This is a genomic window from Kitasatospora sp. NPDC090091 (assembly GCF_044747365.1).
In the GTDB taxonomy this organism is placed as follows: Bacteria; Actinomycetota; Actinomycetes; order Streptomycetales; family Streptomycetaceae; genus Kitasatospora.
In genome coordinates this window covers 185,324-207,403 of record NZ_JBIVDY010000015.1, presented here as the reverse complement: position 1 = coordinate 207,403, position 22,080 = coordinate 185,324, and the positions used below count along the sequence as shown (strand labels likewise).

The following is a 22,080-nucleotide window of genomic DNA, read 5'->3' as shown; positions in this document are numbered from 1 at the left end:
TCGGACCCGGATGCGACACTGGGCCGCACCATGAACGTCTCGACGAACGTCCCGTCCAGCGGGCACTCTGAGCCGCTCGCCCAACGGCTCGCCGAGCTGCGCGGTCCGGCGCCGCAGCGCAGCCTGAACGCCCGCGCCCTCGCCGCGCTCGCCGCCAATCCCGGCTGTCACCGCCGCGCCGTGCTCGACGCCGCCGGCGTGGACAAGTCCGCCCTGGCCGCCCGGCTCGGCCGCCCCGCACCGTTCGGGCAGTCGCCGTTCGCCATCGCGCGCGGCGTGATCTTCGAGTCCCGGCTGAAGGAGGACGGCTACGCGGCGCTGCTGGAGCCCCTCCGGCGCCACCTCGGCCTCCCGGCGGAGGGCGGCTCCCGGCTGGCCGTGCCCGATCTGCTGCGCCGTTCCGGCCCGGCCGTCCGGGCCGAGCGGACGGCGGCCGCGCTGGCCGAGGCCGCGGCCGACCCGTCGGCCTGGACGCTGCTGGACCACCCGCTGCTGCGGCTCACCATGGCCGGCAGCACCGCGTACCTGGAGCCGGACGCCGTGGTGGTGCACGGCGGGCGGTGCACGGTGGTCGAGATCAAGTCCTTCCCGGTGCTGGACGGCAGCGCGGACCCGGCCAAGGTCGGCGCCGCCGCCCGGCAGGCCGCCGTCTACGTCCTGGCGCTGCAGGAGACGGCCGCGGCGCTGGCCGGCCTGGAGGTCGACCCGGACCCGTACACCGAACAGCGGCTGCCGGGCAGCCCGTGGCTGAGCGTGCTGCTGGTCTGCCCCAAGGACTTCAGCAACCGGCCGACGGCGGTGCCGGTGGACGTCCGCCGGGAGCTGGCCACCACGCGCCGCCAGCTGAGCCGGATGACCGGCATCGGCCGGCTGCTGGAGTCGCTGCCGCCCGGGACCGGCTTCGATCTCGCGGCCGACGAGGACGGCACGCCCGCCCGGTCCGCCGAGGATCTGACCGGCTCGGTCGCCTCGGTGCCCGCCGCGTACAGCCCGGACTGCCTCTCCTCGTGCGAGCTGGGCTTCCACTGCCGCGCCCAGGCCCGGTGCGACGACCGGGTGGAGCAGCTCGGCCGGGGTGTGCGCGGCAAGCTGGGCAGCATCCGGACGGTGACCGCGGCGCTCGCCGCGGCCGAGTCCGCCGGCTCCGACCACCCCACCCCCACCACCGGCGACGACGCCGACGCCGAGGCCGCTGCCGCCGGCACCTGGGCGGATGCCGACGAGGCCGCCGCCCGGCTGGCGTACGCCGCCGCGCTCCGCGCCGAGGCGCTGGGCCGCGTCCCCGCAGCAGCCGCCCGCCCGGCAACCATTCCCCCGGCCACTCCCCCGGCAGCAACTCCCCCGGCCGCGCAGGTCACAGCGGCGGTCGGCGCCGGGGCCGCCGTATGAGCCTGCTCGGCACCCTCGCCCGGCTGGAGGCCGTCCGCAGCGGCCGCGCCGAACCGCTGGCCACCGTCCGGCACCGCCACCTCTCCGACCGCCCGATGGTGGTCGTCCCGCTGACCGCGGCGGGCGAGGCCGGCGCGCCGCTGGCCGTCATGCTCGGCACCGACCGGTCCGCACCCGGCCTGCACGTCGTCCCGCAGCCGCTCAACCGCATGCTCCGCTTCGACTTCCTGGCCGAGCTGGCCGCCGACCTGCTGCCGTACCTGGAGTCCTTCGGCGACGAGGTGGAGCAGATCGAGGGCTCCGAGAAGGATCCGGAGACCGGCGAGAAGACCCAGGTCTTCCGCGAGCTCTGCGCCGACGCACCGCAGCTGATCGTGCCGAACGGCGGGGGCGTGCACCACCTCGCGCTCATCGGCCGCTCGACCAGGTTCCGCCGCACGGTCGAGGACGACGAACCGGGCCCGTACCCGGCGCCGGCCCGGGTGCCGCTGCTCGGCCGCTGGCTGACCCACCTCACCGACCGCGCGCAGGTCCCCGGGTCCAGCATGCTGCTGCCGATGACCGGGCTGCTCTCCCGGCACTGGGCGACCGGGCAGAGCCACCTGGAGGACCAGCACCTGGCCGCCCGGCTGGCCTGGCACGCGCCGCCGCCCGGCCTCTCCGGCGCCGAGGCCGCCGAGCTCGCCGAGTCCGCCCGGGACGACCGCGGCCGGCTGCGCCACCCGCCGGCCGGTCCGGCCACCGATCCGCGCTTCGACGAGCTGGTGCTCGGCCCGGCGATCACCCGCTACGACGCCGCCGTGGCGACCCTGCAGCAGCACGCCGAACGGCCGGACTCCGCGGCCGCCGAGCAGGCCCGGGCGGCCGTCCGGGCCGCCGTCGACCTGCTCCGCGCCGAGCTGGCGGAGGTCCTGCTGCCGACCTGGCACGACGTCTGGACCGGCCTGGACCTGCTGCGCACCCTGCCGCCCGCCGGGCACCTGGAGGAACGCTGGACCGGCGACCGCTGGTCCTACACCGGTCACCGGGACCGGCTGGCGGCCGGCGAGCCTCCGCAGCCCCGGCAGGACGACGCCGTGACTGCGGCCCGGAAGCTGGCGCAGCGGGAGCGCGAGCAGGCTCGGCTGTACGTCCAGGAGGCGCTGGACGACCCGCTGGCGATGGCCGAGCACCGGCTGGCCGGCGAGGCGTTCGCGGGCGTGGTGACCGAGGTGGTGCCGGACTACGACACCTCGGGCCGCTCGCCCAAGCCGCGGCCGCTGGTGACGCTCCGCACCGCCGACCGGCCGCACGCCGACCTCGGCCGGGAGGCCCACCGGGTCTGGGGGTCCCCCCGGCCGGACGGGGGAAGCCCGACCGCGCAGAAGGCGGTGATCGCGGGCGTCGACGCGGCCGCGGGCACCATCACGCTGCGGGTGCTCTCCGGCATGGGGCGGAAGAAGGAGCCGGAGCCGGGCAGCCTGCCCGAGCCGGGCGAGACGGTCACCTTCACCCTGTTCGAGCTGACGGTCCGCCAGTCCGCCCCGCTGCCCGAGCCGGACGACACCCCGTGGACGCACGGCGGGCCGCCCGGCAGCGGGACACCCGTCACCGCGCCGACGGTCCCGGCCGCGGGACCGGCCGCGGGACCGGCCGCCACCGCGTCAGCAGTGTTCGAGGAATGGGAGTGATCCGGCAGTGAGCAGCGAGCAGGGCCCCGGCGCCGCCGCGGCCCCGTCCCCGGTCCCCGCCCAGGCCCCCTCCCCCGGTGCGGCCGCCGACGCCGCGGTGGCCCGCATCCTGGAGGCCACCGTCCGCCCGGCCCCCGGGGCGCCGCGCGGTGTCGTGGTGGACTCCCCGCCGGGCGCCGGCAAGTCGACCCTGGTGGTGCGCGCCGCCCGGGAGCTGGTCGGGTCCGGCGAGCGGCTGATGATCGTCGCCCAGACCAACGGCCAGGTGGACGACCTGGTCGACCGGCTCGCCGACAAGGCACCGGAGTTGACGATCGGCCGGCTGCACGCCGCCGACTCCCGGCCCGGGCCCGAGGTGCTGCGGCACGCCAACGTCACGCCCTCAGACAAGGTGGCGGACCTCGCCGAGCTGGACGTGGTGATCTCGACCGCGGCGAAGTGGCAGTGGGTGAAGGCCGAGGCGCCGTGGCGGCACGCGATCGTCGACGAGGCGTACCAGATGCGCTCGGACGCCCTGCTCGCGGTGGCCCGGCTCTTCGAGCGGGCCCTGTTCGTCGGGGATCCGGGCCAGCTGGACCCGTTCACCGTGGTCGGCACCGAGCAGTGGGCCGGCCTGTCGTACGACCCGTCCAGCAGCGCGGTGGTGACGCTCCTCGCGCACAACCCGCAGATCGAGCCGCACCGGCTGCCGGTCTCCTGGCGGCTGCCGGCCAGCGCGGCGCCGCTGATCTCGGACGCGTTCTACCCGTTCACGCCGTTCCGCTCCGGCACCGGCCCGGGGGAGCGGCGGCTCACCGCCTCGGTGCGGCCGGACGGCTCGGCGCTGGACGCCGCGATCGACCGGGCGGCCGATCACGGCTGGGCGCTGCTGGAGCTGCCGCCCCGGCACACCGTCCGGACCGATCCGCAGGCCGTGGCCGCCGTGGCCGCCACCGTCCGCCGTCTGCTGGAGCGCGGGCTGACGGCCCACTCCGAGCAGGGGTCGGCGCCGCTCACCCCGGGGCGGATCGCGGTCGGCACCGCCCACCGGGACCAGGCGGCGGCCGTCCGGGCCGCGCTGGTCAGAGCCGGGGTCCCGGTCGATCCGAGCGCCGGGCCGGCCGTGACGGTGGACACCGCCAACCGGCTGCAGGGGCGGGAGTACGACGTCACAGTGGTGCTGCACCCGCTCTCCGGGCGGCCGGACGCGACCGCCTTCCACCTGGAGACGGGCCGGCTCTGCGTGCTCGCCTCCCGGCACCGGCACGCCTGCATCGTGGTGGCCCGGGCGGGGATCGCCGAGCTGTTGGACGAACACCCGTCCACCGAGCCGGTGCAGTTGGGCGTCTCGGTCGCGTTCCCGGACGGCTGGGAGGCCAACCACCAGGTGCTCCAGCACCTCTCCGGGCACCGCGTCCGGCTGGGGTGATGCACGCGGGCCCGGCCCCCGCGGACTGCACGACGAGCCACCGTCCGTCACCGCACGTGACCGCGGGCCGCCGTGGGCCGGGCTCGGCGGGCAGGGCACGCCCCCGGCGTACCGGCCGGGAATAGCGCCCCGGTGCGCACCGTTCCGTTACCGGCCGCCCCCGCGAGACAATGGACGACGGCCACGACCGGGCGGCGGCGTCCCCTGGCGCCGTCCGTCCGCCCCCACCGACCACCTGGAGGTGTCCGTACATGCCCGACTCCCACGCCCAGGCGTCCGACCCGAGCGGTTCGACCGCGCCGGCCGGGCCGGGTGCAGGCGCCGGCGAGGCGCCCGCCCCGCGCCGGCGTCCCGCGCAGCTGCTGTTCGAGCCGCAGGCCGCCGAGCCGGAGCCGGAGCGCTTCTTCGACCTGGAGTCGATCGAGGACCCGGCGGAGTTGCTGCGCCGTTCCACCGAGTTGGCCCTGGCCTTCCGCGCGGCGGCCGAACGGGCGACCGACTTCCAGGCGGTCGCGGCCGCGCAGCTGGCGGACACCCGCCGGTTCGACGCGCTCTCCGAGGCCGAGATCGCGGAGCGGGCGGACTGGACCGCGGACTACGCGGCCAAGATGATCGAGTACGGCCGCGGCCTGCTCCAGCCGCGCCGCCACGACGACTGACCACCCCCGTCCGGCCCCCGCCCCTCGGCGGCTGGGCCTCGCCACTGGCATATGCGCGGGGCAGGGTACGCCGCTCCCCCGCGCGCTGTCCGGCAAACCGCGCTTTCCCTCCCGGCCACGCCCCGGACCCCGCAGGCTGCTTCCGTGGACATCTGGACGTATCAGTCGGTGGAGTACGTCACCGTGGCCGGAGAGGCCTGGCTGGCCTCCGCCAGCGAGTACCCGCGCAGCATGCGCGCCCTGTGGGAGTCGCGCCCGTGGGCGCCCTCGGTGCTGCCCTGCGGGCGCGCCTTCGACGTGATCAGCATGCCGGCGCTGTTCGGCCGCCGGGTGCTGGACGAGCTGTGGACCTCCGGGCCCGGCTGCGGCCCGGTCGCGGTCTACCGGGGGCGCACCCTGCTGTTCGTCCAGCCCGGCACCGCGCCCCGGCTGCGCCGGCTGCTGGCCTGGGAGGAGTGGGCCCGCGACGTCCCGCCGCTGCTCTGCCACGGCCTGGGCGACGCGGTGACCGTCCCGCCGGTCCAGCGGATGGTGAACAGCCCGGACTCCCCCGGTCTGGGCTCCGGCCGGTGGATCGTGGCACCGGAGGAGCGGGACCCCTGGCTGCCGGGCGCGTCGGTGGTGCTCTGGGCCTGCGTCCGGGCCACCCGTGAGCCGGCCGGCCGGGCCGAGCCGGTGGCCGTGCCGTCCTGCTGAGCCAGGCCGGGACCGGGCCTGGACTCGGCCGGGACCGGTGCCGCGGGGCCCCGGGTATTCGATTTTGGCTGCACCCCGGGCCACTGCTAGAGTCTTCTCTGTCAGCAGGCGCCGCTAGCTCAGTTGGTTAGAGCAGCTGACTCTTAATCAGCGGGTCCGGGGTTCGAGTCCCTGGCGGCGCACAGACAGTCGGAAGGCCCTTCGCGAGAGCGAAGGGCCTTCCGGCATTTCCGGCCTCCCCGACGACGGCGGGTGGCAACCCGGGACCACCCGGGCACATCCCGCGCGGCCGCCCCCCCGGAAACACCGGCGCGGGCCGCCCGCCGGAGCGGACGGCCCGCGTCGAACGGGATCAGCGCCCGCGCAGTGCCCGGTACCGGGCGACCAGCTCCGCGGTGGAGCTGTCCAGCGCGTCGGCGCCCTCACCGGTGAGCAGCACCGGCTCGATCCGCTTGGCCAGCACCTTGCCGAGCTCGACGCCCCACTGGTCGAAGGAGTCGATGTTCCAGATCGCGCCCTGGACGAACACCTTGTGCTCGTACAGCGCGACCAACTGGCCGAGCACCGACGGGGTCAGCCTGGCGGCCAGGACGGTGGTGGTCGGGTGGTTGCCCCGGAAGGTCTTGTGCGGTACCAACTCGGCCGGCACGCCCTCCGCGGCGACCTCCTCCGGCGTCTTGCCGAACGCCAGCGCCTGGGTCTGGGCGAAGAAGTTGGCGAGCAGCAGATCGTGCTGGGCGACCAGGCCGGGCAGCAGGTCGGCGACGGGCTCGGCGAAGCCGATGAAGTCGGCCGGGACGACCTTGGTGCCCTGGTGCAGCAGCTGGTAGTAGGCGTGCTGGCCGTTGGTGCCGGGGGTGCCCCAGACCACCGGGCCGGTCTGCCAGGTCACCGGGGTGCCGTCGCGGGTCACCGACTTGCCGTTGGACTCCATGTCCAGCTGCTGGAGGTAGGCGGTGAACTTCGACAGGTAGTGCGAGTACGGCAGCACCGCGTGCGCCTGGGCGTCGAAGAACGCGCCGTACCAGACCCCGAGCAGGCCGAGCAGGAGCGGGACGTTCTGCTCCGGGGGCGCGGTGCGGAAGTGCTCGTCCACCAGGTGGAAGCCGTCCAGCATCTCGCGGAAGGCGTCCGGGCCGATGGCGATCATCAGCGAGAGGCCGATCGCCGAGTCGTAGGAGTAGCGGCCGCCCACCCAGTCCCAGAACTCGAACATGTTGGCGGTGTCGATGCCGAAGTCGGCGACGCCCTCGGCGTTGGTGGAGAGCGCCACGAAGTGCTTGGCGACCGCCTCGTTGCCGGCGCCGAGGCCGCTGAGCAGCCAGTCACGGGCGGAGACCGCGTTGGTGATGGTCTCGATCGTGGTGAAGGTCTTGGAGGCGACGATGAACAGCGTCTCGGCCGGGTCGAGGTCGCGGACGGCCTCGTGCAGGTCGGCGCCGTCCACGTTGGAGACGAAGCGGACGTCGAGGTCGCGGGCGGTGTAGGAGCGCAGCACCTCGTAGGCCATGGCCGGACCGAGGTCGGAGCCGCCGATGCCGATGTTGACGACGGCGCGGATCCGCTTGCCGGTGTGGCCGCGCCACTCCCCGCCGCGGACCTGCTCGGCGAAGGCCGCCATCTTGTCGAGGACCGCGTGGACGGCCGGCACGACGTTCTCGCCGTCCACCTCGATCACGGCGCCGCGGGGGGCGCGCAGCGCGGTGTGCAGCACGGCGCGGTGCTCGGTGTTGTTGATCTTCTCGCCGCGGAACATGGCGTCCCGCAGCTCGGCCACGCCGGTGGCCGCGGCGAGCTCGCGCAGCAGGGTCAGGGTCTCGTCCGTGACCAGCTGCTTGGCGTAGTCCACGTGCAGGTCGCCGACCTGGAGGGTGTAGCGCCGGCCGCGCTCCGGGTCGGCGGCGAACAGCTCGCGCAGGTGCGCGTCGCCCAGCTCCTCCCGGTGCTTGCCGAGGGCAGCCCACTGCGGGGTGCGGTCCAGCGGGGTACGGGCGTCGGCACGGGTCTCCGACATCGGTGGCTCCTCGATTCATCTGGGTGCAGATACCGGCAGGGCCAGGCGGTGAGGGTTTCGCGAGGTCGAGCGGGTACTGATGGTGCGCCGACTCCTTTGACGGCCTGCCCGGAGCCAGCCTATGCAACGTCGGGACCACCCGCGCACATTCCGTTCGCGGACGCTCCGTCGGCGGCGGCCGGAGCCCCGGACGGACGGCGCGTCACTTCCGTTCGGAGCGCAGGTCGAGCCCCCGCAGCACCCGGTCGACCAGCTCGGGGTCGGCGCCGACCTCGCTGCGGGCGGCCAGTATCTCGCGCCGCGAGGCGGCGATCATCTCCTGTTCGACGCTGTGCGCGGCCCGCCACTGGCTGAGCCGCTGCTTCGCCTCGGCCGCCTCCTCCTCGGCGTACTTCTCCGGGCAGAGGCGGGCCAGCCGGTCGTGCTGACGGTCCCGCAGCCGGTCGGCCACCTCGGCGGGCAGCCGGTCCAGCTCCTCCAGTTCGCCCAGCCGCTCCAGGCCGGCCTTGGCGGCCCGCCACCAGAGCTGGCGGACGGCCTGCTCGTGCCGGTCGTGGTCGATGTCCAGGTGGAGCCGCTTGGCCAGCCAGGGCAGCGTCAGGCCCTGGACCAGCAGGGTGAACAGGACGACGCTGAAGGCGATGAAGACCAGCCGGCCGCGCTCCGGGAAGGCCTCGCCGGAGTCCAGGGTGAGCGGGACGGCCAGGGCCAGCGCGACGGTGGCCACCCCGCGCATCCCGGACCACCAGAGCACCACGCTCTCCTGCCAGCTGATCGGGGTGTCCTCCTCGTCCCCCGAACGCAGCCTCCGGGAGACCCAGCCGGCCGGCAGCAGCCAGAGCAGCCGGACCAGCACCACGACCGCGATGACCACCGCCGCGTCGCCGATCATGGCGGTCCAGCCGTCGCCCGCCTCCTTGAGGACGGTGGCCAGCTCCAGCCCGATCAGGCCGAAGGCCACGCCGGTGATCAGGATCTCGACGATCTCCCAGAAGGCGTTGCCGACCAGCCGGTACGAGACGGCATCGGCGTCGGCGGCCCGCTCGGCGAGGTAGAGCCCGCAGACCACGACGGCCAGCACGCCGGAGCCGTGGATCTCCTCGGCCAGGCTGTACGCGGCGAACGGGACCAGCAGGTTGAGCGCGACCTGCTGGGTCGGGTCCTCCAGGTAGGAGGCGATCTTGGCGTTGGCCCAGCCGAGCGCGACGCCGATGACGACGGCGAGGACGGCGGAGAGGACGAAGCGCAGCACGGCGTTCTCGGCCGTGAAGTCGCCGCCGACCACCGCCTCGATGGCCAGTGAGTAGATCACGATCGCGGTGACGTCGTTGAACAGGCCCTCGCTCTCCAGGATCGCCACCAGCCGGCGGGGCAGGCCGATGCTGCCGGCCACCGCGACGGCGGCGACCGGGTCGGGCGGCGAGACCAGTGCGCCGAGCGCGACGGCGGCCGCGACCGGCAGCGTCGGCAGCAGCCAGTGCACGGCCCCGGCGACCGCCGCGGTGGTGACCACCACCAGGGCGACCGCGAGCAGCAGGATGGAGCGGATGTTGGCCCGGAAGTAGCGGACCGAGGAGCGCCGTGCGACGGCGAAGATCAGCGGCGGCAGGACCAGCGGCAGGATCAGGTCGGGGTCGAGGGTGATGTCCGGGATCTGCGGGACGAGCGCCATGACGATGCCGAGCAGGGTCATCAGCACGGGTTGCGGCACGCCGGTCCGCCGGGCGAGCGGCATGGTCACCACGGAGGCGAGCAGCACCAGGAAGAGCAGGGGCAGCTGGCCCACGGAAGGTTCCTCTCGGCGGCGGACGGGTGGGCGGCCCGACGGACGGACCGCGGCCCGGAGGGCGGACCGGGGCGGCCGGAGCGCACGGCCCGGGCCGCCGTTCAGGATAAATCTGACAATGCGCCCAACTGCCGCAACACGCCGGGCGGCGCTTGACCTCAAGGGCGCTTGAAGTCTGATCATCGAAAGGACCGATCAGCGGCCCGACAGACAGGCAGGAAGTCGATGAAGGCAGTCACCGTCCCCCGGTTCGGCGGCCCCGAGGTGCTGCGGGTGACCGAGGTGCCCACCCCCGCCGCCGGGCCGGGCGAGGTGCGGGTCCGGGTCCGCGCGGCCGGGGTGCAGCCCGCCGACCTCGCCGTCCGGGAGGGCTGGAGCCCGCCGGGCACCCGGCTGGAGCCGCCGGTGGTGCCGGGCAACGAGTTCGCCGGGGTGGTCGACCAGCTCGGGGCCGGCAGCTTCGGCTGGGAGGTCGGCGACGAGGTGCTGGGCTTCCGCCTGCTCGACAGCCACGCCGAGTACGTCACGGTGGACGGCGCCCACCTGGTCGCCAAGCCGGCCGCGATGCCGTGGGACCAGGCGGGCGCCCTCTCCGCCTCCGGCCAGACCGCCCACACCGCCCTGACCGAGCTGAAGGTGGGCCGCGGCGACACCGTGCTGGTGCACGGCGCCTCCGGCGGGGTCGGCACGGCCGCCGTCCAGCTGGCCCGCGCCTGGGGGGCCACGGTGATCGGCACCGCGAGCGAGCGCAACCACGACTACCTGCGGGAGCTGGGGGCGGTCCCGGTCGCGTACGGCGAGGGGCTGGTCGAGCGGGTGCGGGCGGTGGCGCCGCAGGGCGTGGACGCCGCCTTCGACGCGGCCGGGCGCGGCGCGCTGGAGGCGTCCGTCGAGCTGGTGGCCGACCGGGACCGGATCGGCACCGTCACCGACCACGCCACCGCCGCGCGGCTCGGCCTGCGGCAGCTGCGGGCGCAGCGGTCGGCGGCCCGGCTGACCGAGCTGGTGGAGCTCTGGGAGGCGGGCGGGCTCCGGGTGGAGATCGCCGCGGCCTTCCCGCTGGAGCGGGCCGCGGACGCCCACCGGACGGTCGGCACCGGACACGTCCGGGGAAAGGTCGTGCTCACGCCCTGAGCGGGCCGGCCGGGCCGATTGTGTGTTTCCGCTGCTGACCAGGTAATGTTCTCCACGTCAGCAGGCGCCGCTAGCTCAGTTGGTTAGAGCAGCTGACTCTTAATCAGCGGGTCCGGGGTTCGAGTCCCTGGCGGCGCACAGACAGCCGGAAGGCCCTTCGCGAGAGCGAAGGGCCTTCCGGCGTTTCCGGGCGCCGCCGGCCCGGGGCGGCCCGGCTGCTGCACTGCCCGCCGCCCCGGGGCGAGGGCCCCGGGGCGGCGCCGCGCGGCCTCAGTGCGGGATGGCGGCGATCAGCTCGGACGCCCCCTGCCGCTTCAGCGCGAGGGCCGTCGCGGTGCCGAGGTCCTCCGGGGTGAGCGAGCCGGCCCACTCGTGGGCGTCCAGGACCTGCTTGCCGTCCGGGGAGAAGACCCGGCCGCGCAGCGAGAGCCGGCCGTCCGGCTCGGCCTTGGCGTAGCCGGCGATCGGCGAGTTGCAGTGCCCCTGCAGGACGTGCAGGAACATCCGCTCGGCGCTCGCCTCGCGCCAGGTGAGGTGGTCGCCGAGACCGGCGACCGCCTCGATGGTGGCGGCGTCCTCCTCCCGGCACTGCAGCGCCAGGATGCCGGCGCCGATCGGCGGGCACATCGTCTCCGGCGGGAGGATCTCGGTGATCCGGTCCGGCTCGCCGATCCGCTCCAGCCCGGACACCGCGAGCAGCAGGGCGTCGGCCTCGCCGGCCGCCAGCTTGGCCAGCCGGCTGTTGGCGTTGCCGCGCATCGGCACGCACTCCAGGTGCGGGTGGGAGGCGGCGAGCTGGGCCCGGCGGCGGACCGAGGAGGTGCCGATCCGGGCGCCGGACGGCAGCTCGTCCAGGGTCAGGCCGCCGGGGTGCACGAGGGCGTCGCGGATGTCGTCGCGGCGCAGGTAGGCGGCGAAGACGGTGCCGGCGGGCAGCGGGCGGTCGGCCGGCACGTCCTTGAGGCAGTGCACCGCGAGGTCCGCCTCGCCGGCCAGCAGCGCCGCGTCGACCTCCTTGGTGAAGGCGCCCTTGCCGCCGAGCCGCGCGAGGTCGCCCATCCAGCGGTCCCCGGAGGTGGTCACCGGGACCACCTCGGTCCGCACCCGCGGGTGCAGGGCGGCCAGCTCGGCGCGGACCCGTTCGACCTGGGCCAGGGCCATCGGCGAGGAGCGGGAGACGATGCGGATCAACTCTGCGGTTGCCATGACCGGATGATAGACCGTCAGACACCTCGCTCCCGCGCTGCCCGGATCGTGGGCAGCCGGGCCGCCGCCGCGGCTATGCTCGAAACGCACACTGGTGTCAGGGCCGTACGCGACCGGCGATGAGGTGGGCCACATGCAGATCGGGGAGCTTGCGGAGCGGACCGGAACGTCCCGGCGACTGCTGCGCTACTACGAGGAGCAGGGCCTGATCTTCTCCGAGCGCTGTGCCAACGGCTACCGCACGTACGACGGGTCCTCGGTCGACCGGGTGCTGCAGATCCGGGGCCTGCTCGACGCCGGGCTGCCGACCAGGATCATCAAGCAGATCCTGCCCTGCCTGAGCAAGCCCCGGACCATCCACTTCGCGGACGCCACCCCGGAGATGCTCGCCACCCTGGAGCACGAGCTCACCAGCATGACGCGGCGGATCCAGTGCCTCACCCGCAACCGGGACGCCATCGCCGAGTACCTGGCGGCGGTGCGAGTCGGGGTGTGAGCTCCGCCGGGTGCCGGACGGCGCGCCCGGGCCAGGCCCCCGGACACACCCAATACCCGCACCCGGCGGAGCGGTCGGCGGCGGATGCCGTCAGCGGCGGAAGTAGCCGTCGAAGTTCCGGGAGAACTCCCGGCCGCCGAACTGGTCCCAGTTGATCGACCAGGTCATCAGCCCGCGCAGGTCGGGCTGGGCGCCGGCCTTCGGCACGTAGCTGCCGCAGTCGGCCAGCTTGGTCAGGCAGTCCAGCGCCTTGTTCACCTCGGCCGGGGCGACGTAGCCGTTGCCCGCGTTGGTGGTGGCCGGCATGCCGATGGCGACCTTGCCGGCGGGCAGCGGCGGGAACACGTTGGCGGTGTTGCCCGCGACCGGGAAGCCCTTGAGCAGCATGTCGGTCATCGCGACGTGGAAGTCGGCCCCGCCCATCGAGTGGTACTGGTTGTCCAGGCCCATGACGGAGCCGGAGTTGTAGTCCTGGACGTGCAGCAGGGTGAGGTCGTCGCGCAGCGCGTGGATCACCGGCAGGTAGGCGCCGGCGCGCGGGTCCTGTCCGCCCCAGGGGCCGGAACCGTAGTACTGGTAGCCGAGTTGGACGAAGAAGGTCTCCGGCGCCATGGTGAGGACGAAGCCCGGCCCGTACTTGGCCTTGAGCGTCCTGAGCGCGGAGATCAGGTTGACCACGACCGGGCTGGTCGGGTTCTTGAAGTCGGTGTCGCCGGTCTGCAGGGACAGCGAGTGGCCCTCGAAGTCGATGTCGAGCCCGTCCAGGCCCCACTTGTCGATGATCGCCGAGACCGAGCCGACGAAGGCGTCGCGGGCGGCGGCGGTGGTGAGCTGGACCTGGCCGTTCTGGCCGCCGATCGAGATCAGGACCTTCTTGCCCTTGGCGCGCTTGGCGGCGATCGCGGCCTTGAAGTCGGCGTCCGACTCCACGGTCGGGCACTCGGCGGCCGGGCAGCGGTTGAACCGGATGTCGCCGGAGGTGACGGAGGTCGGCTCGCCGAAGGAGAGGTTGATGAAGTCCCAGGAGTCCGGGACGTCGGCCATCCGGATGTAGCCGGCGCCGTTGGCGAAGCTGGCGTGCAGGTAGCCGACCAGGGCGTGGCCGCCGGCCGGCGGCGTGGTGGGGGTCGCGGTGGCGGTGGGCGTGGCCGTCGCGGTCGGGGTCGCCGTCGGAGTGGCGGTGGGCGAGGCGGTCGGCGAGGGCGCGCCCGGGCCGTCCAGCGAGAGGTCGTCGGCGTAGTAGGTGCCCTGGCCGTACCAGCCGTGGGTGTAGACGGTGGCGCTGGTCTGGGTGGCGCCGGTGGTGAAGCCGACGCTGAGCTTCTGGTAGGCGCCGCCGGTGCCGGGCGTCCAGGTGGAGGCGCCGCCGGTCACCCCGAGGTAGACGTAGGAGCCCTTCACCCACCCGCTGAGCGTGTAGGTGGTGTTGGGGGCGACCGTCACGGTCTGGGTGCACTGGGCGTTGTCGCCCGCCGAGGCGGCACCGGCGAGGGCGTGGGCGCCGCCGTGGGCCTGGCCGGTGACGACGCTGCCGGCGCCGCCGCAGCTCCAGGGGTTCAGGGCGCCGCTCTCGAAGCCGCCGTTGACCAGGAACTCCCCGGCCGAGGCGGCGGGCGCCAGTCCGAGGGTCAGGCCGACCATCGTGGCGGCGGCGACGGCCGAGGCGGTGCCGGCGGCGACCAGGGTGCGGGGGCTGCGCGGGTGGCGAGCGGGCGAGTCACCGGCGGGCGAGTCACCGGCGCCGGGTACGAGTGTTCTGCGCATGCGGGGGCTCCTGCGGAAGCGCGGATCGTGGGGGGACGTCCGAGGGCACGCCGGAGGTACGCGCCAGTGGGGGTCGGCCCGACCGCGCACCCTAGTTGGACTAGACCACTGAAGTGGATCCGCCGGTGCGGTGTCAATGGTCCGGACCGGCCCCGGCCGGTCCCGGCCCGGCGTCCGGTTGCCGGGCGTGACACCCCGTCGAACCATGGAGGGGTGACCTCGCCCGGCTACCTCCGCTACCCCCACCTGCGCGGGGACCTGCTGGCGTTCGTCGCCGAGGACGACGTCTGGGTGGCCCCGCTCGACCCGGACGGCACCGTCGGCCGCGCCTGGCGGGTCAGCTGCGACCGCACCCGGGTCAGCCACCCCCGGCTCTCCCCCGACGGCGGCACCCTCGGCTGGACCGCCTGGCAGAGCCCCACCCCGGAGATCTGGACCGCGCCGGTCGGCGGCGGCGCGGCCACCCGGCTGAGCCACTGGGGCAGCCAGGACACCCGGCTGCGCGGCTGGCTGCCCGACGGCGAACTCCTCGCCGTCACCTCGTTCCACGAGCCCTTCGGCCACTACACCTGGGCGCACGCCCTCCCGCCGGACGGCGCGCCCGGCCGCCGGATGCCCTGGGGCCCGGTCGGCGACGCCCAGATGAACCGCTCGCACACCGTGCTGCTCACCGGCGCCGCCCCGCACGAGCCCGCCGCCTGGAAGCGCTACCGGGGCGGCGCCGTCGGACGGCTCTGGGTCGACGGCGAGCGGATCCTGGCCGGCCACCGGGGCCACCTCGCCTCCCCCATGCCGGTCACCGCGGCCGAGGGCGACCGGATCGCCTTCCTCTCCGACCACGAGGGCATCGGCAACCTCTACTCCTGCCGCCCCGACGGCACCGACCTGCGCCGGCACACCGACCACGCCTCCTACTACGCCCGCGAGGCCGCCGGCGACGGCACCCGGATCGTCTACCAGCACGGCGGCGACCTCTGGCTGCTGGAGAGCCTGGACGCCCCCGGCCCGCGCCGGCTGCGCGTCCCGCTCGGCGGCGCGCGGGCCGGCCGGCGGCCGTACCTGGTGAGCGCCGCCTCGCACGTCAAGGACCTCGCCTGCGACCAGACCGGCCGCGCCGGGGTGATCACCGTGCGCGGCAGCCAGTACTGGCTGACCCACCAGGACGGCCCCGCGCGGGCGCTCGCCGACACCCCGGGCGTCCGCACCCGGCTGCCGGTGGTGCTCGGGCACACCGGCGAGGCCGCCTGGATCACCGACGCCGAGGGCGAGGACGCCGTCGAGATCGTCCCGCTGCCCGGCCACCAGGCCGCCCCGGCCCAGCACGGGCACCGGGTGCTGGCGGCCGGCCGGCTCGGCCGGGTCCTGGAGCTGACCGCCTCCCCCGACGGCACCCACCTGGCCGCCGCCACCTCCGACGGGCGGCTGCTGCTGCTCGCCACCGCCGACGGCGCCGTGCGCGAGCTGGCCGCCTCCGGCCACGGACCCGTCTCCAGTGCGCGGTTCTCCCCCGACTCGCACTGGATCGCCTGGTCCCAGCCGACGGCCGGCCGCTCGCTGCGCCGGATCCGGCTCACCCGCGCCGACGGGGCCGCGCCGGTCACCGAGGTCACCGACGGCCGGTTCGAGGACGAGCAGCCGGTGTTCACCCGGGACGGCCGCTACCTGGCCTTCCTCTCCTGGCGCGGCTTCGACCCGGTCCACGACGTGCACACCGGCGACCTCTCGTTCCCGCTCGGCTGCCGCCCCTACCTCGTCCCGCTCTCCGCCGACACCCCCTCGCCGTTCTCCGCCTCCGCCGAGGACGGCGCCCCGCGCGGCGACGGCGGCGGCGACGGCACGGTGGAGGTCGACCCCGAGGGCATCGGCGACCGGCTGATCCCGTTCCCGGTGATCGCCTCCAAGTACTCGGCCACCGACGCCGTGCGCGGCGGGCTGCTCTGGCTGCGCTGGCCGATCTCCGGCACCCTCGGCCAGACCTTCACCAACCCGGACGACACCTCGGGCCGCCCGTCACTGGAGTACTTCGACCTGGCCCGGGGCAGCCGCAGCACGCTCGCCGACCGGCTGGACGGCTACGCCGTCTCCGGCGACGGCGGCTCGGTGGCCGTCTACTCGGCGGGCACCCTGCGGATCGTCCCGGTCACCGCGCCCTCCGCGTCCACCAGCGTGGACCTGCGCCGGATCACGCACACCGTGCACCCGGCCGCCGAGTGGCGCCAGGCGTACCGCGAGGCGGCCCGGATCGTCCGGGACCAGTTCTGGGACGCCGGGATGTCCGGCCTGGACTGGCCCGCGCTGGTGGCCCAGTACGAGCCGCTGCTGGCGCGGATCGCGAGCCCGGACGACTTCGCCGACCTGCTCCGCGAGCTGCTCGGCGAGCTGGGCACCTCGCACGCCTACGTCACCCCGTCCCGGCGCGGCGAGGGCCCGTCACTGGCGCAGCAGCCGCTCGGCCTGCTCGGCGCCAACGCGCACCGCACCTCCGACGGGCGCTGGCTGGTCGACCGCATCCTCCCCGGCGAGTCCTCCGACCCGCGGGCCCGTGCCCCGCTCGCCACCCACGGGGTCCGCAACGGTGACGAGCTGCTGGCGGTGGCCGGGCGCCCGCTGGACCCGGTCCGCGGCCCGTCCCCGCTGCTGGTCGGCACCGGCGGCACCACCGTCGAGCTCACCCTGCGCACCGGCGGTCCGGACGGGACGGTCCGCCGGATCGCGGTGACCCCGCTGACCGACGAGCGGCCCATCCGCTACCAGGACTGGGTGGTCAAACGGCGCTCGCTGGTCCGGGAGTTCAGCGACGGCCGGTGCGGCTACCTGCACATCCCGGACCTCGGCGGCTCCGGCTGGGCGCAGTTCAACCGGGACGTCCGGCGCGAGCTCGACAAGCCCGCGCTGGTGCTGGACGTGCGCGGCAACGCCGGCGGCAACGTGTCCGAGCTGGTGCTGGAGAAGCTCACCCGGCGGGTGCTGGCCTGGGACTTCAGCCGCGGCCGGCACCCGGTCCGGTGGCCCCGGGACGCGCCGCGCGGGCCGGTGGTGGCCCTCGCCGACGAGGCCACCAGCTCGGACGGCGACGTCATCATCACCGCGATCAAGCTGCTCGGGCTGGGCCCGGTGGTGGGCAACCGCACCTGGGGCGGGGTGGTCGGCATGACCGGACGGCACACCCTCGGCGACGGGACGCAGATCTCGGTGCCGAAGAACGCCTCCTGGTTCACCGGCGGGCTCGGCTGGTCGGTGGAGAACCACGGTGCGGAGCCGGACGTGCACGTGCTGCGCAGCCCGCAGGACTGGGCCCGGGGGCTCCACCCCGAGCTGGTCACGGCGGTGCAGCTGGCACTGGACCTGCTGGAGGACGCCCCGGCCGCCGTCCCGCCGCCGGACGAAACGCTGCGCCCGGACCTGCGCCGGCCACCGCTTCCGCCACGCGGGTGAACCGGCCCGCCACGCGGGTGAACCGGCCCCCGCCACGCGGGTGAACCGGCCGGCCTCGGTCGAGGAGCGGCAACGGCGACGGCGGCGGGCGCGTCCGTGTTCCGGATGCGCGCCCGCCGCCGTGCGGTGCGCGGGGACGTCAGTCCCAGGGGTCGCCCTCGGCCGTCATGTCCTCCCGGGCGCGCTGCTCGGCCTGCCGCTCGGTGAGGTTCGCGGACTCCCGGGCCTCCCGGGCCTTCTCGGTCTCGGCGCCGAACGCGTCGGCCGCCTCGTCGTGGGCGAGGGCGGCGCGCTGGGCGGCGTCCGTCATCGCGGTGGTGTCCTGCTCGTGGCTCCCGCCGAGGGAGGACCTGGCCTCCTCGTCGGCGTGGTGCGCCTTGTGGCGGAACCTGTCGAAGATGCCCATGACTCCTCCTCGGACGAATTCCGGGCTGCCCCCACTCTCACACCGGCGCCCCACGGGCGCATCCGCTGGGCGGGGCGGGGCTGCCGGCCCCGGCACGGTCGGGCCCTTGGTCCCGGACGGTGGGCGTCCAACGGCCGTGGCGGGCGGCGGACCGACGGCGGAGGGTGGAGGCGTCGGCCGGTCCCGATCCGCGCCGTCCCCGGAGTGCCCGTGACCGTTGGAGGCCTGCCGTGACCGTCGCACCCGCCCACCGCACCGCGCCGGAGGACCACCACGGCGGTCCGCGCCGTCTGGTCGGCCCGCTGGCCGCCCTCGACGGGCGGCTGGCCGGTCCGCACGACCTGCTGCTGATGCAGTGCCCCGGCTCGCTGCGGCCGGTCGGCGGCGGCGAGCTGCCGGAGTGGGCGCGCACGGTGCTGCGGGTGCACCCGTGGGTGACGGTCGGCCGGGCGCCCACCGTGCTCGGCGGGCCGGCGGACACCCCGCCCCCGGTGCGCTGCACCCGGGACGTCGACGCCGCGCCGGAGCAGTGGCTGCCGGTGACGGTGCGCGGAGCGGAGCGCGGCCGGCGGTTGGACGCGCTGGCGCCCCGGGCGGCGGTGGCCCGTACGCTGCGGCCCGAGCAACTCGTCGGCCGGGAGGAGCTGCTGCCGCCCGGGCGGGTGGCGGCGGTCCCGGCCCTCGCGGCGCTGCCGGCGGCCGGGCGGCTGGTCGCGGAGCACCGGCTGGCCTGGGGGCCGATCGGCGCGGTCGGCTACGAGCTGGGCACGGGCGTCCCGGTGGCCGGGCCGCTGAGTCCGCTGCGGCTGGTGCTGCGCGCCCCACAGCCGGTGAGCCGGCGGGACGCACTGCTGCTGCGGCGGGCCCTCGGCCGGCTGCCCGTCCCGGTGCAGGCGGAGCTGGAGACCCGGTACGGAGCGGTGCTGCTCGCCGAGTACGCGGCCGGGGCGCCGACCCTCACGCTGCTGACGCCGGACGGGCCCCGGGAGGTCCACGATCCGTGGTTCCCCCGGGGCCGCCAGTGGCGCCTGCCCTGACGGACGGCCTGCCGGGCCTGCCGGGCGCCTGCCGTTCGTGGTGCCGCCGGGCGTGCGGGACACGCCCGGCGGGTGTCAACCGCTGATGCTGGGCGCGCCGGTCTCCAGGTGGCCGGTGAACCGCTGCGACCAGCTGGAGTCGGCGTCCACCGTGATGGTGAAGTCGTACCAGCCGTTGGTGTAGGCGACGGCGTTGAAGTAGTCGCTGACGCTGCCGCCGGCCGGCACCTGGTACGTCCAGGGGCCGTCGGTGCGGTAGTTGTTGGAGGCGACGGTGAAGGTCATCGGCGTGCTGCCGGCGTTGGCCAGCTTGAAGTACACCGCGAGCTTGCCGGTGCCCGGCTCGACCGCGTAGCTCGCGGTGACCGCGGCGTTCTTTCCCGCCTTGTTGGCGTCGCCCTTGAAGCGGCGCAGGAAGCGGTTGGGGCCGACCACGGAGAGGTCGTACGGGCCGCTGCCGAAGCCGAGGCCGCAGTTGAAGAAGTCGCTCTGGTTGCCGCCCGGGTCGACGGTGTACTGCCAGGGACCGCCGCTGCGGTAGGCGTTGGCGTAGGCCGCGAAGTGGGCCGACTTCTGGGCCAGGGGGCCCTCGTTGGCCATCTTCAGCCAGACCTTGATCGCGCCGGCGGAGCCGTACTCCAGCCGGTCCAGGTTGGCGTTGGGCTGGTAGGGCAGGGCGCGGGCCGGGCGGGTGCCGGCCTCCTGGACGGGCAGCTTGTTGTCCACCGGCGCCGGGTTGGGCAGCGGGCCGCAGGTCGACAGGCCGATCGTGGCGTCGGTGTTGGGCAGCGCCGGGAGGCCGTAGACCGGGTTGGCGAAGTCGAACAGGCCGGTGAGGTCGCCGCAGACCCGGCGGCGCCAGTCGCTGATGTTGGGGCAGGTGGCCGGCTTGCCGATGGCGGCCGTCCACTTCTCCATGAAGCGCAGCACCGAGGTGTGGTCGAAGACCTCGGAGTTGACCCAGCCGCCGCGGCTCCAGGGCGAGATGGCGATCATCGGGACACGGAAGCCCAGGCCGATGTTCTTGCCGCCGTAGAACTCGCCGGGGGTGCCGGCCGGGGCGGCCGGCGGCGGGACGTGGTCGAAGAAGCCGTCGTTCTCGTCGTAGTTGAGGAAGAGGACGCTGGAGTTGAAGACGTCCGGGTCGGCGTTGAGCGCGTCGATCACGTTGTGGACGAAGTGCGCGCCGTCGGCCGGGGTTGCGTACGGGTGCTCGGAGACCTCCTGGTTGGGCACGATCCAGGAGACCTGCGGGAGGGTGCCGTTCAGCACGTCGGCCTTGATCGCGGCGACGATGTCGTCCGGGGTGCGGCCGGTGACCTTGGGGACGGAGCCCATGCCCTTGACGGCGAGCGGGCTGCCGGCCGGGGCGTTGGCGAACTGGGTGAAGTAGGCGAGCGCGTTGTCGCCGTAGTTGTCGGCCGCGTTCTGGTAGACCTTCCAGCTCACGCCGGCGTTCTCCAGCGCCTCGGCGTAGGTCTGCCAGCGCAGGCCCTTCTCGTCGCCGCCGTCGTACGCCGGGCCGCCCGCCTGGCCGTCCGGGTCGATCTGGCCGGACCAGTGGTAGGTGCGGTTGGGGCCGGTGGCGCTGATGACGGAACAGAAGTAGGCGTCGCAGACGGTCCAGTTCTCCGCGAGCGCGTAGTGGAACGGGATGTCCTGGCGGGTGAGGAAGCCCAGGGTCCGCACATTGCCCTTGGCGAGGACCCAGGAGTCCATCTTGCCGCCGTTCCAGGCGGTGTGCTGGTCGTTCCAGCCGTGCGCGAGGTCGCCGTTGCACTGCGCCAGCCGCTGCGGGTCGGCCCCGCCGGCGGGCTTGGTGAGGCTGAACTGCCACGGGTACTGGCGGCCCAGGAGGTTGGGCTGGTTGAAGACGCTGTAGCCGCCGGCGATCTGGATCGCGCTGCGGTCGGCGAAGCCGCGCACCCCGCGCAGCATGCCGAAGTAGTGGTCGAAGCTGCGGTTCTCCTGCATCAGGATCACGATGTGCTTCGCGTCCGCGATGGTGCCGGACTGCGACAGCGCCGCCGACGGCGCGGGCTCGGGCGCACCCGGCGCCGCCCCGGCACCGGTGGTGCCGGCCACGGCCAGGCCGGCCGCGGCCGCTCCGGACAACGCGACGAACTTCCTACGACTCAGCTCGGCCATCAGCCCAGCCCGTCCCTTCACTGGCGATGTTGTGCACACAAGTTGGGGCCCATCGATCGCGCAGCATCATCCACCCGCCCCGAACGGCCCCACCAGGGGGCCGGAGCAGGGTTGGCGGACTGTTCGCCCCGCCGTCACCGAGCGACGGCCGGCTGAACACCGGTGCCTCAGTCCTTCACGGTGATCCCCAGGGCGTGGGCGAACTGGGGAGCGAGCTCCAGGAGCTGGGTGGAGCTGATGACCGCGCCGCGCAGGCCCTGGTGGCCGTCGGGCAGGCCGAGGCGGGCGGCGCCGCGCAGGTCGACCTTGGTGAGCTTGGCACCGCGCAGCCGGACCTCCTCCAGGGTCGAGCCGGGGAAGGAGACGTCGGTGAGCCTGGCGTCACCGAAGTCGACGTCCCGCAGCAGGCAGTCCTCGAAGACCACGTCGCGCAGCACGGCGGCCCGCAGGTTGACCGCCTCCAGCTTGCAGCCGCGGAAAACGGTGCGGCGCAGCGCCGAGCCGTGGGCCGCGACGCCGGCCAGCACGCCGCCGGTGAACGCGCTGTCCTGCCACTCGCTCTCGCTGAGGTCGCAGCCCACCCAGCGGCCGGCCTGCGCCCAGACCTCGGTGAAGCGGGCCTGGCGCATCCGGACCCCGTCGAGGGCGACGCCGGTGAAGGCGCACTCCAGGAAGACGGCGCCGGCCGCCGACTCGTCGCGGTGCTCGCCGCCGTCGAAGTGCACGGTGTCGTGGCGCTCGTCGCTGCGCAGCGGGCCGGTGTGCGGGGTCAGCAGGTGGGCGTACGGCAGGTCGGCCAGGCGGTCGGGGACGGAGAGCGGCATGGCGGTGG

Annotated in this window: 16 protein-coding genes and 2 tRNA genes; 11 read left to right on the top strand and 7 right to left on the bottom strand. The window is 74.9% G+C overall.

The window, feature by feature from the left end:
- The first annotated feature begins 30 nt into the window (after positions 1-30).
- The 6 genes from ACIPSC_RS25990 to ACIPSC_RS25965 all read left to right on the top strand — a co-directional run bounded on the left by ACIPSC_RS25990 (position 31) and on the right by ACIPSC_RS25965 (position 6,004).
- Positions 31-1,389, top strand: coding sequence for a hypothetical protein (locus tag ACIPSC_RS25990; RefSeq protein ID WP_400828457.1), 1,359 nt, complete (start codon positions 31-33; stop codon positions 1,387-1,389).
- Positions 1,386-3,059 carry a hypothetical protein gene (locus ACIPSC_RS25985; protein WP_400828456.1) on the top strand — a complete coding sequence of 558 codons (1,674 nt, stop codon included), beginning with the start codon at positions 1,386-1,388 and terminating at the stop codon, positions 3,057-3,059. The genes ACIPSC_RS25990 and ACIPSC_RS25985 overlap by 4 nt, the downstream gene beginning before the upstream one ends.
- 7 nt (positions 3,060-3,066) lie before the next feature.
- Positions 3,067-4,467, top strand: a complete 1,401-nt coding sequence (locus ACIPSC_RS25980; protein WP_400828455.1) for an AAA family ATPase — start codon at positions 3,067-3,069, stop codon at positions 4,465-4,467.
- 251 nt (positions 4,468-4,718) lie between these two features.
- The gene (locus ACIPSC_RS25975) at positions 4,719-5,126 is read left to right on the top strand and encodes a hypothetical protein (protein ID WP_400828454.1); all 408 of its coding nucleotides are present in this window, start codon (positions 4,719-4,721) and stop codon (positions 5,124-5,126) included.
- Positions 5,127-5,270: 144 nt separating this feature from the next.
- The gene (locus ACIPSC_RS25970; RefSeq protein ID WP_400828453.1) at positions 5,271-5,822 is read left to right on the top strand and encodes a bifunctional DNA primase/polymerase; all 552 of its coding nucleotides are present in this window, start codon (positions 5,271-5,273) and stop codon (positions 5,820-5,822) included.
- Positions 5,823-5,930: 108 nt separating this feature from the next.
- Positions 5,931-6,004 (top strand) — tRNA-Lys (locus ACIPSC_RS25965).
- Between the two features lie 170 nt (positions 6,005-6,174).
- On the opposite strand, the gene pgi is transcribed toward ACIPSC_RS25965, so the two are convergent.
- On the bottom strand, positions 6,175-7,836 hold the full coding sequence (pgi, locus tag ACIPSC_RS25960; protein WP_400828452.1) for a glucose-6-phosphate isomerase: 1,662 nt from the start codon (positions 7,834-7,836) through the stop codon (positions 6,175-6,177).
- A gap of 202 nt (positions 7,837-8,038) precedes the next feature.
- Positions 8,039-9,622, bottom strand: a complete 1,584-nt coding sequence (locus ACIPSC_RS25955; RefSeq protein WP_400828451.1) for a Na+/H+ antiporter — start codon at positions 9,620-9,622, stop codon at positions 8,039-8,041.
- A 225-nt stretch (positions 9,623-9,847) separates the two neighbouring features.
- Between ACIPSC_RS25955 and ACIPSC_RS25950 the strand changes: the two genes are divergently transcribed.
- On the top strand, positions 9,848-10,756 hold the full coding sequence (locus ACIPSC_RS25950; RefSeq protein ID WP_400828450.1) for an NADP-dependent oxidoreductase: 909 nt from the start codon (positions 9,848-9,850) through the stop codon (positions 10,754-10,756).
- Positions 10,757-10,820: 64 nt separating this feature from the next.
- Positions 10,821-10,894: transfer RNA gene (locus ACIPSC_RS25945), tRNA-Lys, on the top strand.
- 132 nt (positions 10,895-11,026) lie between these two features.
- Here ACIPSC_RS25945 and hemC read toward each other — a convergent pair.
- Entirely contained in the window at positions 11,027-11,962 is a 936-nt protein-coding gene (gene hemC / locus ACIPSC_RS25940; RefSeq protein ID WP_400828449.1) for a hydroxymethylbilane synthase, read from the bottom strand.
- 133 nt (positions 11,963-12,095) lie between these two features.
- On the opposite strand from hemC, the gene ACIPSC_RS25935 reads away from it, so the two are divergent.
- Positions 12,096-12,458, top strand: a complete 363-nt coding sequence (locus ACIPSC_RS25935; RefSeq protein WP_400828448.1) for a MerR family transcriptional regulator — start codon at positions 12,096-12,098, stop codon at positions 12,456-12,458.
- 90 nt (positions 12,459-12,548) lie between these two features.
- Here the strand turns inward: ACIPSC_RS25935 and ACIPSC_RS25930 are convergent, their stop codons facing one another.
- Entirely contained in the window at positions 12,549-14,099 is a 1,551-nt protein-coding gene (locus ACIPSC_RS25930; protein ID WP_400828487.1) for a chitinase, read from the bottom strand.
- A gap of 336 nt (positions 14,100-14,435) precedes the next feature.
- Between ACIPSC_RS25930 and ACIPSC_RS25925 the strand changes: the two genes are divergently transcribed.
- Positions 14,436-17,657 (top strand): S41 family peptidase, encoded by a 3,222-nt coding sequence (locus ACIPSC_RS25925; RefSeq protein ID WP_400828447.1) that lies wholly within the window; start codon positions 14,436-14,438, stop codon positions 17,655-17,657.
- Between the two features lie 139 nt (positions 17,658-17,796).
- Here the strand turns inward: ACIPSC_RS25925 and ACIPSC_RS25920 are convergent, their stop codons facing one another.
- On the bottom strand, positions 17,797-18,063 hold the full coding sequence (locus tag ACIPSC_RS25920; protein ID WP_400828446.1) for a hypothetical protein: 267 nt from the start codon (positions 18,061-18,063) through the stop codon (positions 17,797-17,799).
- Between the two features lie 230 nt (positions 18,064-18,293).
- Here ACIPSC_RS25920 and ACIPSC_RS25915 point away from each other — a divergent pair, with 230 nt between their 5' ends.
- Positions 18,294-19,100, top strand: coding sequence for a phosphoribosyl-dephospho-CoA transferase MdcG domain-containing protein (locus ACIPSC_RS25915; RefSeq protein ID WP_400828445.1), 807 nt, complete (start codon positions 18,294-18,296; stop codon positions 19,098-19,100).
- Between the two features lie 75 nt (positions 19,101-19,175).
- Here the strand turns inward: ACIPSC_RS25915 and ACIPSC_RS25910 are convergent, their stop codons facing one another.
- Positions 19,176-21,248 (bottom strand): phosphocholine-specific phospholipase C, encoded by a 2,073-nt coding sequence (locus ACIPSC_RS25910; protein ID WP_400828444.1) that lies wholly within the window; start codon positions 21,246-21,248, stop codon positions 19,176-19,178.
- A gap of 167 nt (positions 21,249-21,415) precedes the next feature.
- Entirely contained in the window at positions 21,416-22,072 is a 657-nt protein-coding gene (locus ACIPSC_RS25905) for a pentapeptide repeat-containing protein (protein WP_400828443.1), read from the bottom strand.
- Between the last annotated feature and the right edge of the window lie 8 nt (positions 22,073-22,080).